A 17,662-nucleotide genomic window follows, 5' to 3' on the forward strand; every position below is an offset into this window, starting at 1 on the left:
ACCTTCAGACTAAAAGGGAAACCTTCTAGTATTGATGCTGAGTTAAGATAAATAAGAATTAACCCCTTATTTCTGTGAAAACGTTTATGTGATCGTAGTGGAATGAATTCCCCGCTGATACAGAAGTATGCGATATACTCACATATTTTACACAATGAAATTATTTATACATGAGTAAGTTACTTACAAATCAAAAATAAACACGTTAATGATTTTGAATTGTTTATACAACTCAAGTCATTAACGTGTTTAAAAGGGGATCAAATTTAGATATCTCTTTTCAAACCGAGATACATTAACAAGCTAGAAGATTAATCATATTCTACTTGTTTTTCTTTGTATCCATAATAAGCATGTTCAAGTATTTCTTTCATCTCATTCACTAATGCCAACCTTGGATTCACTGGAGTACATTGATCTTCAAAAGCTAAGTAAGCCATTTCTTCAGTCTTACTCATAAACTCTAATTCATCAATGCCTTGATCTTTAAGACTCATTTTAATACCGACACGCTCACCTAAATCATAAACTGCTTGAGCTAAATTCTTTACTCCTTCTTCCGGCGTGTTTGCAGTTAAACCAAGAAGCTTAGCGATCTCTTGATATTTTATATCTGCTTTATAGTAATTATATTTTGGCCAATTTGCTTGCTTAGATGGGCGTGTGCCGTTGTAGCGAATAACAAATGGTAAAAGTATCGCATTCGTACGCCCGTGAACTGTATGGAACATTCCACCAATTTTATGAGCCATTGAATGGTTGATTCCTAGGAAAGCATTACCAAAAGCCATACCTGCCATTGTAGAAGCGTTGTGCATCTTTTCTCGAGCTTCTGGATCGTTGTACTTTACTGATGCTTCTAAGTACTCAAATGCAAGTTTAATCGCCTGTAAAGCGAGTCCGTCAGTGAAGTCATTAGCCATAACTGACACATATGCTTCAATTGCATGTGTTAATACATCCATCCCTGTATCTGCTGTGACGAAGTCTGGAACCGTTTCAACTAAAGCAGGGTCAACAATCGCAATCGTTGGTAGTAATGAATAATCTGCTAAAGGGTATTTCATATTATTTTTCTTGTCTGAGATAACCGCAAATGGTGTTACTTCAGCTCCTGTTCCAGAAGTTGTAGGTATCCCAACGTATTTTGCTTTGGCACCCAGTTCTGGGAACTTAACTGCTCGTTTTCGAATATCTAAGAATTTTTGAACTAAATCTCTAAAGTCCACTTCTGGTTGTTCATAGAAGAGCCACATTACTTTGGCCGCATCCATAACTGATCCACCACCTAAGGCTACAATCGTATCGGGTTGGAACTGTCTCATCGCTTCCGCACCTGTTCTTACTGTTGTAATATCTGGATCTGGTTCAACATTATGGAATATCTGATAGTTTACTTTGTTTGAACGTGCCTCTAGTTGATCTATTATTCGTTGCGTGAAGCCTAACTTCATCATCGATTCATCAGTAACAATCATGACACGTTCTACATCTTCCATCGTTTGTAAGTATTGGATTGAGTCACGTTCGAAATAGATTTTTGATGGAACTTTAAACCATTGCATATTATTTCGACGTCTCCCTACTGTTTTTATATTTAATAAATTCAATGCTCCGACATTTCCACCAACTGAGTTACGTCCATATGAACCACACCCTAATGTCAGTGAAGGAATGAATGCATTGTATACATCCCCAATTCCTCCAAATGTTGATGGTGAGTTCCATATAACTCGAATAGCTTTTACTTGTCGACCAAATTCTTTTGCTAACTCTTTGTCTTGTGTGTGGATGGCTGCTGAATGTCCTAGACCATAAAACTCAACCATTTGAGCTGCTTTTTCTATTCCGTCATCTGTAGACTCTGCTTTTAGCAAAGCAAGAACTGGTGATAGTTTTTCTCGTGTTAGTGGCTCATTTGGCCCTACTTCTGAAACTTCAGCGACTAGGATATTCGTCTCTTTAGGTACTGTAAAACCAGCTTGTTCAGCAATCCATGTGGCAGGTTTACCAACAATGGCACTATTTAACTTCGCTCCTGCACAGTTTTCACTGTTTGCTTTTGCTCCAAAACAGAACTCTTCCAACATCACTTTTTCTTTTGAGTTAACGATATATGCATGATAACTTAGCATCTCTTCTTTGAATTCTTTATAAATCTCTTTGTCAACAATCGCTGCTTGTTCCGATGCACAAACCATACCATTATCAAACGATTTACTTAATACAATGTCATAAACTGCTTGTTTTACATTGGCTGTTTTTTCTACATAAGCTGGAACATTTCCTGCTCCAACTCCTAAAGCTGGCTTTCCACATGAGTATGCTGCTTTAACCATCGCATTCCCGCCTGTTGCTAAGATTGTAGCGATACCATCATGATTCATTAAAGCATCGGTTGCTGCTAACGATGGTTCGGTTATCCATTGAATACAATTTTCAGGAGCACCTGCTTCGACCGCTGCGTCACGTACTATTCGTGCTGCATGAGCTGATGATTCTAATGCTGCAGGATGGAATGAGAAAATAATTGGATTACGTGTTTTTAAAGCGATAAGTGCTTTGAAAATAGTTGTTGATGTTGGGTTTGTAGTTGGTGTGATTGCGCAGATAACACCGACTGGTTCCGCAATTTCAGTTATACCAGTGACAGGATCATCACTAATAACACCCACTGTTTTCATATTACGCATGTAGTTTACAACATGTTCACAAGCAAATAAATTTTTCGTTGCTTTATCTTCAAATACTCCCCGACCTGTTTCTTCTGCTGCATGCCTCGCTAACACCCCATGTTGATCCAATGCTGCTACCGATGCTTTTGCAACAATATAATCAATCTGCTCTTGGTTAAAATCTTTAAATGTCTCTAGAGCTTTCAAACCGTTTTCAACTAAATTATTAATCGTATTACCTAAACCTTGTACTACTTCTTTTTCAATCAGTTCAGTCATTTTAATGCTCCCCTTTGCTTTCTTTATACTTACATGTTACCTTTTTCACAAATGGATGTAAAGAGTTTTTACAATACAAATTGTTACACATCATTGTTTTACCAACATATAATACAGTTTTTAATTCTGTTTCATTATCCATCCCTTATATCATGTGATTGTGTGAGCATTGTTTTGATCTGTTATATAACAACATTGTTTTAATTATTATTACATTTGGATATCTTCGTAAAACTAGAAAATAGAAAATCGTCAGCACCATAAGATATCAATATACATTCAAGCTACTAAGAGGAAAAATTTAATCACAAAAAAAGCGTAACACTCTCTGTCAGTGCTACGCTTTCTATAGTAAAACCTATTTAATCATCTAGATAACCTTTGTAACGCTCTGTTCTCAGTAATCGCTTCGCATTCTCAACCCGCTCGACTGAAGGCGGCTCTACCCCTTTTAAGCGATAAGGTATACCAAGTGCTTCGTATTTATACACACCTAGCTTGTGATATGGTAGAACTTCAAATTTACGCACATTACTTAGTGTTTCAACATAATCCCCCAACCTAATCAAATACTCATCATAGTCGGTTCGAGTTGGTACCAAGACGTGGCGAATCCATACAGGTACATTCAATTCTGAGAGTAACTCAGCCATCTGCATGATATTTTCATTACGAACGCCAGTCAATTTCGCATGACCTTTTGGATCGATATGCTTAATATCAAACAGAAATAAATCAGTGTAATTCATTAGCTCTTCAAATTGTGAACGGAATGGCTCCTCTAAAGTAAAAGGTGCTCCACATGTATCAATGGTTGTATGAACACCATTTTCTCGACAGATTTTGAAATACTCAATTAAAAATTCAATCTGAAGTAATGGTTCCCCTCCACTTACAGTTACGCCACCGCTACTTCCCCAAAAAGAGCGATATTGAACTGCTTCATCAAATAATTGTTGAGGTGTGTATTGAGTACCGCCTCGCATATTCCACGTATCTGGGTTATGACAAAACTGACAACGGAGACGGCATCCTTGCATAAAAGAGATAAATCGTATCCCAGGACCGTCAACCGATCCAAAACTCTCAGTCGAATGAACATTCCCTATTATTGGTGTTTTAACTTCTGACAAGATGTATTCCCCTTTCAACAAGAATTTTAACTCCTAACTAATTACATTGAACTGTGCATTGTACGGTTAATAACATCCATTTGTTGTTCTCTCGTTAACTTAATAAAGTTTACGGCATAACCAGAAACTCGAATTGTTAGTTGAGGGTATTCTTCTGGTCGTTCCATTGCATCTAATAACGTTTCGCGGTTAAAAACGTTAACGTTTAAGTGGTGTCCACCTTCTTTAACATACCCGTCCAACATATTCACTAAGTTATCTTGTTGAATATCTTCATCTTTACCTAATGCTTTTGGAATGATTGAGAATGTGTTTGATATTCCATCTAAAGCATATTCGTAAGGTAATTTAGCTACAGACAATAAACTTGCTAAGGCACCATGAGTATCACGACCATGCATTGGGTTTGCTCCAGGTGCAAACGGCTCACCTTTACGGCGCCCATCAGGTGTGTTACCTGTCTTCTTACCATACACTACGTTAGACGTTATTGTTAAGATTGATGTCGTATGCATTGCATCACGGTATGTAGGATGTTTCTTCACTTTATTCATGAATGCTTTAAGTAAATCAATTCCAATTTGATCCGCACGTTTATCATTATTACCATATTGTGGGAAATCACCTTCGATTTCGTAATCTACTACTAGACCATTTTCATCACGAATTGTTTTCACTTTCGCATATTTGATTGCTGATAATGCATCGATGGCCACTGAGAATCCGGCAATACCTGTTGCCATTGTCCGTTTTACATTTGTATCGTGTAAAGCCATCTCGATACTTTCATAACTGTATTTATCATGCATGTAGTGAATGATATTTAGTGAATTAATATACAATCCAGCTAACCATTCTAACATGTCATCGTATCTTTCCATGACATCATCGTACTCTAAGTATTCCGATGTAATTGCTTGATATTTTGGCCCAACCTGTGCCTTAGACATCTCATCTACTCCACCGTTAATAGCGTAAAGTAGAGCTTTTGCTAAGTTTGCACGCGCTCCAAAGAATTGCATTTGTTTTCCGACTTCCATAGCAGACACACAACATGCAATCGCATAGTCATCACCATAGATAGGACGCATAATATCATCGTTCTCATATTGGATAGCTGATGTATCAATCGACATTTTCGCTACAAAACGCTTAAAGTGTGTTGGTAAACTTGGCGACCATAACACTGTTAAGTTTGGTTCTGGTGCTGGTCCTAAATTTGATAACGTATGTAAGAATCTAAATGAACTCTTCGTTACTAACGGGCGCCCATCGATTCCAACACCTCCAATTGATTCTGTTACCCAAGTTGGATCTCCGGAGAATAATTGATTGTAATCGGGTGTACGTGCGAATTTCACTAAACGTAACTTCATAATGAAGTGATCTACTAATTCTTGTGCTTCTTTTTCCGTTAAAGCTCCAGTTTGTAGGTCACGTTCAATATAGATATCTAAGAACGTTGACGTACGACCTAACGACATTGCTGCTCCGTTTTGTTCTTTAATTGCAGCTAAATAACCTAAGTATAACCATTGGAAAGCTTCTTGAGCATTTTGTGCTGGGCGTGTTAAATCAAAACCATAAATATTACCTAATTCAATTAAGTCTTGTAAAGCACGGTACTGTTGACTTACTTCTTCACGTAAACGCATCACATCTTCATTCATTTGGCCATTTCCGATATTCGCAAAGTCATTTTGTTTTTCTTTCATTAAGCGGTTCACACCGTATAAAGCAACACGTCGATAATCTCCAATAATACGTCCTCGACCATATGCATCAGGAAGTCCAGTAATAACACCTGACTTACGAGCTGCACGCATCTCTGGTGTGTAAGCATCGAATACACCTTGATTATGTGTCTTACGGTATTTTGTAAAAACATGTTCAATTTCTGAATCGATTTTGTAACCGTAGGCTTCTGCTGATTGGACAGACATACGAATTCCACCAAATGGTTGTAAACTACGTTTAAATGGTTTCTCTGTTTGTACGCCCACAATTTTTTCGATGTCTTTATTCAAGTAACCTGCATCATGTGATGTAATCGTTGATACTACTTTCGTATCCATATCAAGGACTCCACCTGCGTCACGCTCTTGTTTAGTCAGTTCCATGACTTGATCCCATAATTGAAAAGTCTCAATTGTTGCGCCTTCTAAGAAAGTATCATCACCTTCATAAAGTGTATAGTTCTCTTGAATAAAATCTCTAACATCAATTGCTTCCTGCCACTTTGTTCCAATAAATCCTTCCCAAGGATTTAAATTTGCTCTTTCTTTTTCTACTTGTTCCATGGTTATCCCCTCCATATTATATCAAAACAACATTATTACTTGTGAATCATTACACATTTATGATAAACTATTTTTATACCTAAATCAATCCTTTATAAGTATTATTTATTAACTTTGTTCTTTTTATCAAAAAAAGCCCTGTTATCTTAACAGAACTTAATTCGTAGTAAATATTTACTTATTTATTTATTCACTTGGAATACCTAAAGCAATACGAGCAAATCGAGAGATGCGAGATAAATCCCAATGCGGTTCAAAGACAACTTTTATATCGATTTCAGTAATTTTATCAAAGTTAGCTAATTGATATCTCACGTCACTATCAATGAAGTCTGCTAAAGGACAACCGGCAGTTGTTAAAGTCATTATGACTTCAACCTTCCCTGCTTCATCCATATCTACTTCATATATTAGGCCTAAGTTCGCAATATCTATGCCTAACTCTGGATCGATGACTCCTGTTAATTGCTCTAGTAATTCTTCTTCGTACTTTAATGCTTCGTTTTTGAATAGAATACCAAATTCTTCATTCATAAAAGATGTTCCTTTCGTTTAAATAATATATTTATTTTATTCATATTGCTTTTGAAGTTTTTGTTCGCTAGTATTATATAATATAGTACGTTTAGTTTATACATAAATAGATTTAATATCAATCGAATTTTATAAGGAGTAAGAAAATGGAAAATCAAGTGGACCTTAATCAACCTGTGAAACATGTCCTTGATTCACACCCTGAACTTCTCGACATACTTGTCGATCTAGGCTTTAAACCTTTAGCTAATCCAGCTATGAGACAATCGGTTGGAAAAGTTGTCACATTAAAACAAGGCTGCAAATTAATCAACTTACCATTAGAACAATTAATAAATGAACTACAATGGAACGGCTATACTGTCATCGGAGGTGACGTGAATGAGTAATAATACAGATAATCGCATAGATATATTAGAAGGTATTCTTCTTAAATTGCATCACGGAGCAGATCCTGACTCAGTTCAGGATGAGTTTAATGAGCATTTCACGGGTGTGAGTGCCATTGAAATCTCCATGATGGAACATCAATTAATGTATGGTGATAGTGTGATTACCTTTCAAGATGTTCTAAAGCTATGTAATGTTCACGCGAATCTGTTCAAAGGTGCGATTGAAGATGGTAAAGCGCCAGATGCTGACCAACCCGGACACCCAGTGACTGTATTCAAAGAAGAGAATATGGCCTTACGCTCTGCCCTACTTCGAATTAACAATATACTAGATACCTTTGAAGATATGCCGGTTGAAGAATTAACTGAGGGTATGATTAAAGGACTTAAACGTCAATATGATATCATCGGGCAGTTTGATAACCACTACAAACGTAAAGAACATTTATTCTTTTCGGTCATGGAAAGTTACGGCCATGATGCCCCACCAAAAGTTATGTGGGCAAAAGATGATGAGATTCGTGACCTATTCAAACGCGCATACAAAGCCATGGTAAAATTCCCAGATATTAAGTTTTCAAAAGTAAGAGACACTTATGAGGCTTTTCAATTTGAATTCAATGAAATGATTTTTAAAGAAGAAGCCATATTAATTAATATCTTACTGGAGAGTTTCAATCAATTGGATTGGTACAACATCGCCCAGCAAAGTGATAATTACGGCTATGCGATTATTCGTCCACGCGAAACTTGGGAACCAGAAAATCTGGCAGACTTACTTAAAGAAGATTCGGAAAAAGCTGAAGAATTGTCGATTCAAGAAGTACCGATACCAACTAAGACAGCTCAAAAAGCTGTGAGTAAAGTGGAAAGTAAAACAATCGAAACACGAAAAATTACCGTTAATGGCGGTCAATTTACAGTACTTTGGGAACAAGATGAGACGCTTGACTCAAGCAGTAACCAAATCATGAACCCAACAGTGCCTCTTCCGGTCGGTGATGGTTACTTGAGCCTAGAACAAATCAAAGTCATCTTTGATTACATCCCAGTGAAAGTTACTTTTGTTGATCAAGATGATATCGTACAATACTTCAATCACAAGAAGGAGTCATCAATATTACCACGACATGCTGAAGATATCGGTGCTCAGGTAGAAGATGTCTATCCAGAAGCTGTCTGGGATACATTAGAACCCATTGTTCAAGCTTTCAAAAATAACACATTAACTGAAGAAAACTTTTGGTTTGAACATGAATCAGAATTCTTATATATTTCGTATAAAGCACTCTTTAATGAAGCCGGGCAATATCAAGGGTTCGTTGAAATAATACAAAACATCCAACCTATCTTAGATATTCAAACGGATAAATGGCGTAATTTACTCCCTCAAAGTAAGGTTGATTTAACACTTAAGGATCCAGCTAATTTAACTCAGGTTAATCACAAACATCAGTCTCAAGCAGAATCACAAGTACTTCAATTTGGTAAAGGACAGTTGGAGTTCAACTGGTCTGTAAGCAATGAGACAGTAGTCAATGATCCAAAGGATTTTTCTAACGAACAATTGATTAGTATCGGCGAAGGATATTTAAGTTTAAAACAAGTGAGACTCATTTTGGATTCAATGCCCTTTGAGATTACTTACGTTGACGGCGATCATAAGTTCAAATACTTTAATAACATTGGTCCTTATGACGAGATGTTATTCCAAAGATCGCCTTTAGAAATTGGGCGTGACTTAGAATATTGTCACCCAGCTAGAGTTTGGCCAAAGGTTAAACGCTTATCTGAAGACCTTCAAGCACAACGTCGTTTTATTGAACCTATGTGGTTCTCACCTGGGAATAAACTTATTTATATCTTATATATTGGTGCGCAAGATCAAAATGATAATTATCATGGTATTGTGGAGACTGTTCAAGATGCTTCAATGTATGTTGAATTGGACGGAACAGAGAAACGATTGTATTAAAAAAAGGAACTTGCTATTTTGTAGCAGGTTCCTTTTTAATTTACTAACGCCAGTTTAATGGTAGTATCTCTTCTTCAATAACGTCTGTAAATTCATTCTTTACATGTTTCCAGAATTTTAATCGATTAACTCCATTTTCAGTGTTTTCTTTATAGGCATTATAATCAGCACTTCTTTTTAATTCTGTCTCACCGATTTGTTTTTTCTTAGCTGGGTTATAGTTTTCTACTAAGAAAGCGAAATCTTCCTTATTTAAGAAATATTCTTTAGTAATCTTCTCTTCAATCGTATCTATCTTTTCTTCAATCTTTAACTGAAGTTTTTGAGATACATCTAAGTTTTTCAATTCTTCTTTTGGTAAATGTTGAACTTCATTCCAGATATCGTCAATAATGACAGCTAATTTTGGATTTGTTTGTTTAAAGTCAGAAATATACTTTTCAATTTCATTAACTCTCTTTTTACTTGGTTTATCATCTTTTTGATTGTATCTTTCATTCGATAAGTTTTGAATGAGTAGAATAAGATACTCGTAATCAATCTTATCCGTTCCAATTGATGATAATTTATAGTCAATATCGAATAATATTTCTTCTACATCATTCTCGCCAATCCGTTCTTTAATTTCTTGCAATGCATTTTCGTATTTACCGTGATAATCTTCAATCAACTCTACTTTTAATCCGAATTCTTCTCTAAAGTAATCTTCATCATAATTAGAGTATACTTTGATTGAACTGAACGTTTTATCAAATTGTTGATAGTTTTTTACAAAGAGCTTTAGTGCTTCTGTCTCATCATTCATATCAATATTATCTGGATTGGGAGCTATAAATCTTAACTCCTCTAAAGCAAAAGTGAATTTACTAAACGCTTCATCCCAATCTGGAGCTTGAATAGCATTTTCGCCTCCATTAGAATACAAGAGAAAAGCTTCTTGAACTGCCTCTTTAAATGTAGCTGGTGATTGGAATGTCATGATTTGTCCGTATTGTTTAGTATGGTCATAAATACGGTTGGTTCTAGAAAAAGCTTGGATCAGACCTTGTGGTCTCATCGGTTGTCTATCGACAAAAAGTAATGCTAAAGAAGGCGCATCGAACCCAGTTAATAGTCGATCAACAACTATAACAATATCAATTTGTTCTTCTCTATATTTATATATTTCCTTTTTCCGAGCTAATCTATCATTTAAATTTCTATTGAATCCTCGAAGATTACTTAAATCATAATTCGTATTGTACATCTTGTTATAATCCTCTATGACACCTTTTAAATGACTTTGGTTCTCAAATGAACTCTCCTCAGTTTCTGTTACTGAATAAGTGACACTCACTTTAGGAAAGTCAACGACTGCTTTTTTCACTTTGTCAGAAATAACAACTGAACTTCTGCCCTCGAGGACTTCTCTAAATAAATCATAATATCGTTGAGCTTCTTTAATAGAACTCGTCGTCAATATTGCACTGTAAGTATTTCCGATTCCTTGATCCAGGTTAAATTTATTTTTTGAATGATTAATAATTGTATCAATAACTTCTAATTTATGTTCATCAGAAGAATAAATTCGTGATGGAATGTATCTTTCTTTCTGAACTTCATCCATATGGAGCACATTATCAACTTTTGCTTCTGCTTTGACAATATCTATTAAATCATCATCACTAATAGTATTGTTGTATTCAACTTGAAATCCAAGCACTGCATTGTCGTTAATTGCTTCTTTGACTGTATATTCATGTAATCTAGGGCCATATTGTTCTTCAGTAGTTCGTGCTAAATTTCCCTGTTCTTGACGAGCATTTTCTACAAAAAGTGGTGTTCCTGTAAAACCATACCAAAGAGCATAAGGAAAGAACTTATTAATCTCCTGTTGTTTTTCTGGTGAGACCGCCCTATGACATTCATCTACTACAAAGGCTACATTCAATGATCGTAACTTTTTATAATTCCGATTGTTTTCGTTATCTCCATATCTTTTCATAACATAATTCAATTTTTGAATGGTCGTCACTATAAGTGTTCTATCATTTGAAACTAGTTTTTTTACTAAATCAGAGACATTATCAGTCTGATCTATATCAATAACATCATTCTCTGCATAAGAAGTAAAAGATGCCGTCGTTTGTTGATCAAGATCTATTCTATCAACGATAAATATTGTCTTATCTATTGAAGGTATTTGAAGTAAGTTTCTCGCTACCTTATAAGAAGTCAAAGTCTTTCCTGATCCAGTCGTATGCCAAACATAACCTGACTCTCTTCTTCTAGATGCCCTTTCCACTGCTTCGATAGCATGGATTTGATAAGGTCTCAGTAAAATTAGTGATTTCTTTTCGTTATCTATTACAGTAAACTGTGTGACTAATTTATGCGCATGCGGAATCGATAAAACATGTTCCGCAAATTCTAAATAATTATTCACTCGCTTATTATCTTTATCAACCCAAGTTGTAAGGAACTTAGAATTAAGTTTTTCTCCTCGACCTGCTGCAATGTACCGTGTGTCGGAACCATTTGTAACGACAAACATCTGAGTCGTTGAATAAATTCCATTAAACTTACCTTCGTTTAAGTACTTATTAATTTGTTCATAAGCAGACATATACCCATCAGATTTGTTTTTCAATTCAATATGAATCATAGGTAGCCCATTAATTAATAAAGTTACATCAAAAATCCTTTGACGATCAACAGGACTCACTTGTGTAGTCCGATACTGATTAATCACCTCATAGACAGATGTACCACCTGCAATATCTTGGCGACGAATGACTTGCAATAATATGGTTCCCTTGCTAGCATCTTCTCGTTGAACCGTCGCCTTAGCAACACCATTCTCTCCTGTTAACCAAACTGCAGCAGCATAAAAAGAGCTAAAGTTCAATTCTGCTTTAACTTGTTCAAATTCTTGGTCAGTTAATGGAACACCATCCAGAACGCTTACATTATTTGCTTCCAAAATTTGTCTGAAATTGTCCCATAATTGATCTTCAGTCTTTAAATCATCTCGATATGTCCACTGTGACTCACCTTGAATTAATTGATTTATTATATTTTTTTCAAATTCTGCTTCACTAGTAAAAGACGGCATGGCTCTCCCTCATTCATTTTTAATAGTCTAATTTATCTCATTATAGCATGGAAAGCTTAGCAAAATAGTATTTAAGAGTAGTATTTTCGCTCGATTGAAGGAAACAGAATTTTTTGGGAAATATATTTGATGTACAAGGAATTTTCTGCGATTCCTCTCCTATTTTTGGGAACAGCGTAAGTTACAGAATATTTTAGAAGTAAATTCAGGGAAAGACTATAAGCATTTAAATGATGGGGATATTCCAGTATATGGAACAGGTGGATTAATGCTTCAAGTAAATGAGGCGTTATCTTATGATCAAGATGCAATTGGAATAGGTAGAAAAGGAACAATAGATAAACTGTTTCTTCTTAAATCACCATTTTGGACTGTTGATACATTATTTTATTGTATTCCAAAAATTAATAGTAATTTATTTTTTATATATGGTGTTTTTCAAAAGATAAATTGGAAGAAAATGGATGAATCGACTGGTGTACCTAGTCTTTCAAAAAATACAATTAATAATATTAGCATAAACATACCCACACTGAATGAACAGAATAGAATTGGAAAATTACTAATAGTTCTTGATAAATCAATTGCTCTTCATCAGCGTAAGCTTGATAGATTAAAAAACTTAAAAAAGGCTATCCTACAGCTTATGTTCCCTGAAAAAAATCATAGTGCTCCCAAACTAAGATTCAATAATTTCTCAGAAGTATGGGAACAGCGTAAATTGAGTGAAGAAGCAGTGATTACGATGGGACAATCACCTAATGGTAAGAATTATACTGATAATCCAAATGATTACATATTAATTCAAGGAAATGCTGATATGAAAAATGGGAAAGTAGCTCCGCGAGTATGGACTACGCAGGTAACTAAAACTGCAGACCCTAAAGATATTATATTAAGTGTACGCGCACCCGTTGGTGATGTGGGAAAAACAGATTTTCATGCTGTCTTAGGCAGAGGTGTCGCCGGTATTAAAGGTAATGAGTTTTTATACCAAGCTTTAGTATGGATGAAAATGTTCGGTTACTGGACAAAAGTTAGTACAGGATCGACTTTTGAATCTATAAACTCAACTGATTTGAAGAATGCAATAATTAGTTGTCCTGGAAATAATGAACAAAGATGAATTGGTAAACTTTTAAATCATTTAGATAAAGCTGTAGAGCTTCATCAGAGAAAATTAGATACTTTAATAGAACTTAAAAATACATATTTACAATTATTATTTGTTTAGTTTATAAGAAATAACTATTTAAAATTGGGAGTTCTTTACTATATACAAAATGCCGTTAAAACCTTGATAATTGATATCAGGATTTTTCCTAAAATATTCAAGGAGGTTTTATATTGGTAAAAAATAGAAAAACAAATCAATTATTCTCAGTCTATTTTAAAGATTGGGTGGCGCTTTACAAGGAAGCTGCAGTTAGGCAAGTAACTCTTCAGAAATATTATATTAATCAAAGAAGAATTGAAGAATTAGCACCAAATTTAAAAATGGGTGAACTAACTCGAACTTCATATCAACAATTATTGAATGATTATGCATTAACACATGAAAGACAAACTACAATGGATTTCCATCACCAACTCAAAGGTGCGATATTAGATGCTGTAGATGAAGGTATATTACCCCATAATCCAACTCGTAAAGTAATAATTAAAGGCAAAGAACCTAGAACCAAAAAAATAAAGTATTTAAATCAATTTGAAGTTCAATCTTTAATCAAAGAATTTGAATTAACAAATGAAATTAATTGGGACTGATTCTTTCTATTAATTTTAAAAACAGGATTACGTTTTTCAGAAGCACTTGCATTGACTCCAAATGACTTTGATTTCTCTACTCAAAAATTAAAAGTAGACAAAACGTGGGATTATAAATCTCCTATAGGAAAATATTTGCCAACAAAAAATCCATCATCAGTGCGAACAATTCAATTAGATTGGCAAACAGCTATGCAGTTTTCTCAGCTTGTACGGAATCTGCCTTCTGATCAATTGATATTTGTAAGAGAGAGAATCTTTAACACTACGATTAATAAAAAACTTTCACAGCTCTGTAATGATGCTGGAGTTCCAGAAATAACTATTCATAGTCTACGGCATACACATGCTTCTTTGTTATTGTATGCCGAAGTATCTGTTGCTTCAGTTGCTAGAAGGTTAGGTCATTCTAGCATGACAACTACACAAGAAACCTATTTACATATCATTCATGAATTAGAGAATCAGGATAATGATAAAATCATGCGTCATTTATCCACACTAATTTAAAGAAAACCAATAAATACTTCTAAATAAGATTAGAAGTATTTATTGGTTTTTTAAATTGAAAAGAATTATAAATCTAAGTTAGATAGATATTAATAGTCTGATTAGGGAAATAGTAGTTGTGAACATGCTCTTCTTAAATATTTTAACAAGTCTAATTTTTTTTGACAATTGGTTATTGCAATTTCTAACTTCATCAGGAATAAACCTATTTTCTTTTGTTCATTAATTGAAGGTACTTTTACTTTGATTTTACTTAGAGCTGGAAATTGGATCCTTTGTCGCTCAATTAACGATCCAGTCGCATATATTTTGTATTTTTTAATAGCTATAGGTGACTTCAACCAAAAATTAAAGTATTTACTGTCAAAGTAAATAGTAGTTTTCATAGTGATATAATATCCTGACACTGCCACTGTTTTTCCTAATGTATTTAAATCTACTGCACCAAGTGTCATATTCATTGGGTTATAAGTAAACTCATTATTGTTTACGGTTTTAAACTTATCATTTTTTTTTACGAGGAAGTCTCTATTATACCTTGCTGTTTTTGGAGTGAGCCCTTTTTCAACAGTTAAACTCCAAAGTTCGATCTTTTCAGTTTTAGGATTAACATAATTAGTTGTCTGCTCAAATACTTCTCCTAGTTTATGATTTTCCCATACTTCTGAGAAATTATTGAATCTTAGTTTAGGAACACTATGATTTTTTTCAGGAAATATTTGTTGTAGATAGGCTTCCTTTAAATCTTTTAATCTATCAAGTTTACGCTGATGAAGATCTATAATTTTATCAAATTTATCAAAAAAACCCCCTATTTTTTTTTGTTCAGTAAGAGTCGGAAGTTTTATACTGGTCTCTAGTATATTCTTATTATATAAACGCTTTATCGTACTTCCTTCTAATCCTTCCCATTTAACAATCGAATAAAATTGGTTCAAAAATTTGTTGTCTATTCGTCCTTCATGATTCAACCAAACAATATTAGAGTCTTGAAAGTATTCATCTCCACCCTGATATACGACGGTTCTTCCTATACTTCCAGATGCAGATATTAGTATATCTCCTTTTGTAGGATACGGGTATTTGGATTTATAATCTTCAAATAATTCTCGAGAAATATATGCGTCTGGCACTCCCCCAAATGTCCCAATTTTATAGAAAGGCACATCGCCTGATTCAAAGGTCTGATCTTTGAATATACGTTTGTTCATTGAAACTTTTCCTAAATCCCCCAATTTACCCTGTTCCCAATCAGCCGTAAATCCTTTAAATCTAAGTTCCGGTTGTCTTCTTTCTTCCTTAGCCATTATTGAAACACCTCTTTCATCGCTTGAATGATATCTCGTGTTTCATCCGTCACTTGAAAGTCATCAATCATTGAAAGTAATTCTTTCTCAGTTTGCTCAATTTCAGCATCAATTTCGCGAATATCTTTACTCAATTGAACCACATCAATGGGTTCTGGTTCTTCAAAAGTATCTACATAACGTGGGATGTTTAAATTATAGTCATTCTCTACAATCTCATCATAAGGTGCTAAATAAGCATACTTATCTACAAATTCGCGCTTCTTGTAAGTTTCAAGTATCTTTTCAATGTTTTCTTCAGTTAATATGTTTTGATTTTTTTCTTTTGTGAATTCATTTGATGCATCAATGAACATCACATCACGATTTACTCTGTTTTTCTTTAGAATAATGATTGTAGTTGGGATACTTGTATTCACAAAAATATTAGCTGGTAAACCAATCACCGCGTCAATGGCTCCGTTTTCTAGTAGAGCTTTACGTATCTTCCCTTCAGATGCACCACGGAACAATACGCCATGTGGAAGTACAATTGCCATAACTCCATCATTACGTAAATGATAATAACCATGTAGTAAGAATGCAAAGTCAGCCTTAGATTTCGGTGGTAATACGCCAAATGAAGAAAATCTTGGGTCATCTAAAAAGCCTTTAGATGCTGACCATTTTGCTGAGTATGGAGGGTTCATTAATACACCTTGGAAGTTTGTCGGCTCATCTGTTGGCCAATCCTCATCAAGTGTATCACCATTACGTAACTTCTGATTCTCAATAGGCACTCTATGAAGAAACATATTCATACGTGCTAAGTTATAGGTAGAAGTGTTTAATTCTTGTCCAAAATAGCGGACACTTAATGGTTCATTGGAATAGCGTTGTGCGTTTAGAAGAAGCGATCCCGATCCCATAGTTGGGTCATAAATTGTGAATCCCTTTTGATCCTCTTTACCCATTAATACTATTTGCGTCATTAATCTAGCTACTTGTTGCGGTGTATAGAATTCTCCCGCTTTCTTCCCTGATTCTGAAGCGAATTGACCAATTAGGTACTCATATGCATCTCCGAGCGCATCTCCGTCATAATCAACAAGATTTAAATCAGCGAGTTCTTTCATTAATAATGAAATTGTTTGGTTTTGTTTCTGAGGATTAGGTCCTAGCTTTCTTGAGTTTAAATCAATATCTTCAAATAAGTCTTCAAAGATAGGATTTGATTGCTCAATGTCTCTTAATCCTTGTTGTAGATGCTCTCGTTGGAATGTATTATTGTTAATTTCATCAATAAGTGCAGAGAAAGTTAGCTCTGGTTTAATATCATAGGCAATATCATCTTTCAATGCTTCCCTTAGATCTTCGTGGGTGTCCGCATCTTTATATGCGTTAGCATAAATCAACTGAGCTTTTTCTAAATCATGTGACTCTTCTTCTAGTAACTCTGTAGAATGTACTAACATTCTATCAGATAAATACTTATAAAAGACAAGACCCAATAAGTATGATTTGTATTCATTGGCATCCATTTTAGATCTTAATATATCAGCTGAATTCCATAATGCTTGGTATAAACTTTGCGAATTTGACTTTTCCATCATGATTCTCCGTTCTAATTTAACTTACGCTGTGTTAAAGCGAAACTATTCTAAGTATATCATAGAATTTTAACTTTCCTATACATAAGTTGTTCATAAAAATAGTC

Annotated in this window: 10 protein-coding genes and 1 pseudogene; 4 read left to right on the forward strand and 7 right to left on the reverse strand. The window is 34.7% G+C overall.

Annotated features, from left to right (window positions below; translation table 11 throughout):
- Positions 1-311 precede the first annotated feature (311 nt).
- The 4 genes from adhE to HYQ40_03200 form a co-directional block, all read right to left on the reverse strand.
- Positions 312-2,954 (reverse strand): bifunctional acetaldehyde-CoA/alcohol dehydrogenase, encoded by a 2,643-nt coding sequence (adhE, locus tag HYQ40_03185; protein MBZ6526766.1) that lies wholly within the window; start codon positions 2,952-2,954, stop codon positions 312-314.
- Between the two features lie 362 nt (positions 2,955-3,316).
- A complete protein-coding gene (pflA, locus tag HYQ40_03190; protein MBZ6526767.1) occupies positions 3,317-4,087 on the reverse strand; it encodes a pyruvate formate lyase-activating protein in 771 nt (256 codons plus the stop codon).
- Between the two features lie 41 nt (positions 4,088-4,128).
- Positions 4,129-6,387: a formate C-acetyltransferase gene (gene pflB / locus HYQ40_03195; GenBank protein MBZ6526768.1), complete on the reverse strand. Its 2,259-nt coding sequence runs from the start codon at positions 6,385-6,387 to the stop codon at positions 4,129-4,131.
- 186 nt (positions 6,388-6,573) lie between these two features.
- Positions 6,574-6,921, reverse strand: coding sequence for a metal-sulfur cluster assembly factor (locus HYQ40_03200; GenBank protein ID MBZ6526769.1), 348 nt, complete (start codon positions 6,919-6,921; stop codon positions 6,574-6,576).
- A 146-nt stretch (positions 6,922-7,067) separates the two neighbouring features.
- Between HYQ40_03200 and HYQ40_03205 the strand changes: the two genes are divergently transcribed.
- Both HYQ40_03205 and HYQ40_03210 read left to right on the forward strand, forming a co-directional pair.
- Positions 7,068-7,310, forward strand: coding sequence for a DUF1858 domain-containing protein (locus HYQ40_03205; protein ID MBZ6526770.1), 243 nt, complete (start codon positions 7,068-7,070; stop codon positions 7,308-7,310).
- Positions 7,303-9,288 (forward strand): DUF438 domain-containing protein, encoded by a 1,986-nt coding sequence (locus HYQ40_03210; protein ID MBZ6526771.1) that lies wholly within the window; start codon positions 7,303-7,305, stop codon positions 9,286-9,288. The genes HYQ40_03205 and HYQ40_03210 overlap by 8 nt, the downstream gene beginning before the upstream one ends.
- Positions 9,289-9,331: 43 nt before the next feature.
- Here HYQ40_03210 and HYQ40_03215 read toward each other — a convergent pair whose 3' ends face one another.
- The gene (locus HYQ40_03215) at positions 9,332-12,382 is read right to left on the reverse strand and encodes a type I restriction endonuclease subunit R (protein ID MBZ6526772.1); all 3,051 of its coding nucleotides are present in this window, start codon (positions 12,380-12,382) and stop codon (positions 9,332-9,334) included.
- Between the two features lie 145 nt (positions 12,383-12,527).
- On the opposite strand from HYQ40_03215, the gene HYQ40_03220 reads away from it, so the two are divergent.
- Together HYQ40_03220 and HYQ40_03225 are read left to right on the forward strand one after the other, a co-directional pair.
- Positions 12,528-13,508, forward strand: coding sequence for a restriction endonuclease subunit S (locus HYQ40_03220; protein MBZ6526773.1), 981 nt, complete (start codon positions 12,528-12,530; stop codon positions 13,506-13,508).
- Between the two features lie 221 nt (positions 13,509-13,729).
- Positions 13,730-14,659 (forward strand): annotated as a pseudogene (locus tag HYQ40_03225) (site-specific integrase).
- Between the two features lie 101 nt (positions 14,660-14,760).
- Here the strand turns inward: HYQ40_03225 and HYQ40_03230 are convergent.
- Together HYQ40_03230 and HYQ40_03235 are read right to left on the reverse strand one after the other, a co-directional pair.
- The gene (locus tag HYQ40_03230) at positions 14,761-15,966 is read right to left on the reverse strand and encodes a restriction endonuclease subunit S (GenBank protein ID MBZ6526774.1); all 1,206 of its coding nucleotides are present in this window, start codon (positions 15,964-15,966) and stop codon (positions 14,761-14,763) included.
- A complete protein-coding gene (locus HYQ40_03235) occupies positions 15,966-17,555 on the reverse strand; it encodes a type I restriction-modification system subunit M (GenBank protein ID MBZ6526775.1) in 1,590 nt (529 codons plus the stop codon). The genes HYQ40_03230 and HYQ40_03235 overlap by 1 nt, the downstream gene beginning before the upstream one ends.
- Between the last annotated feature and the right edge of the window lie 107 nt (positions 17,556-17,662).

Source organism: Aerococcaceae bacterium DSM 111021, assembly GCA_020112395.1.
Lineage (GTDB): Bacteria > Bacillota > Bacilli > Lactobacillales > Aerococcaceae > Ruoffia.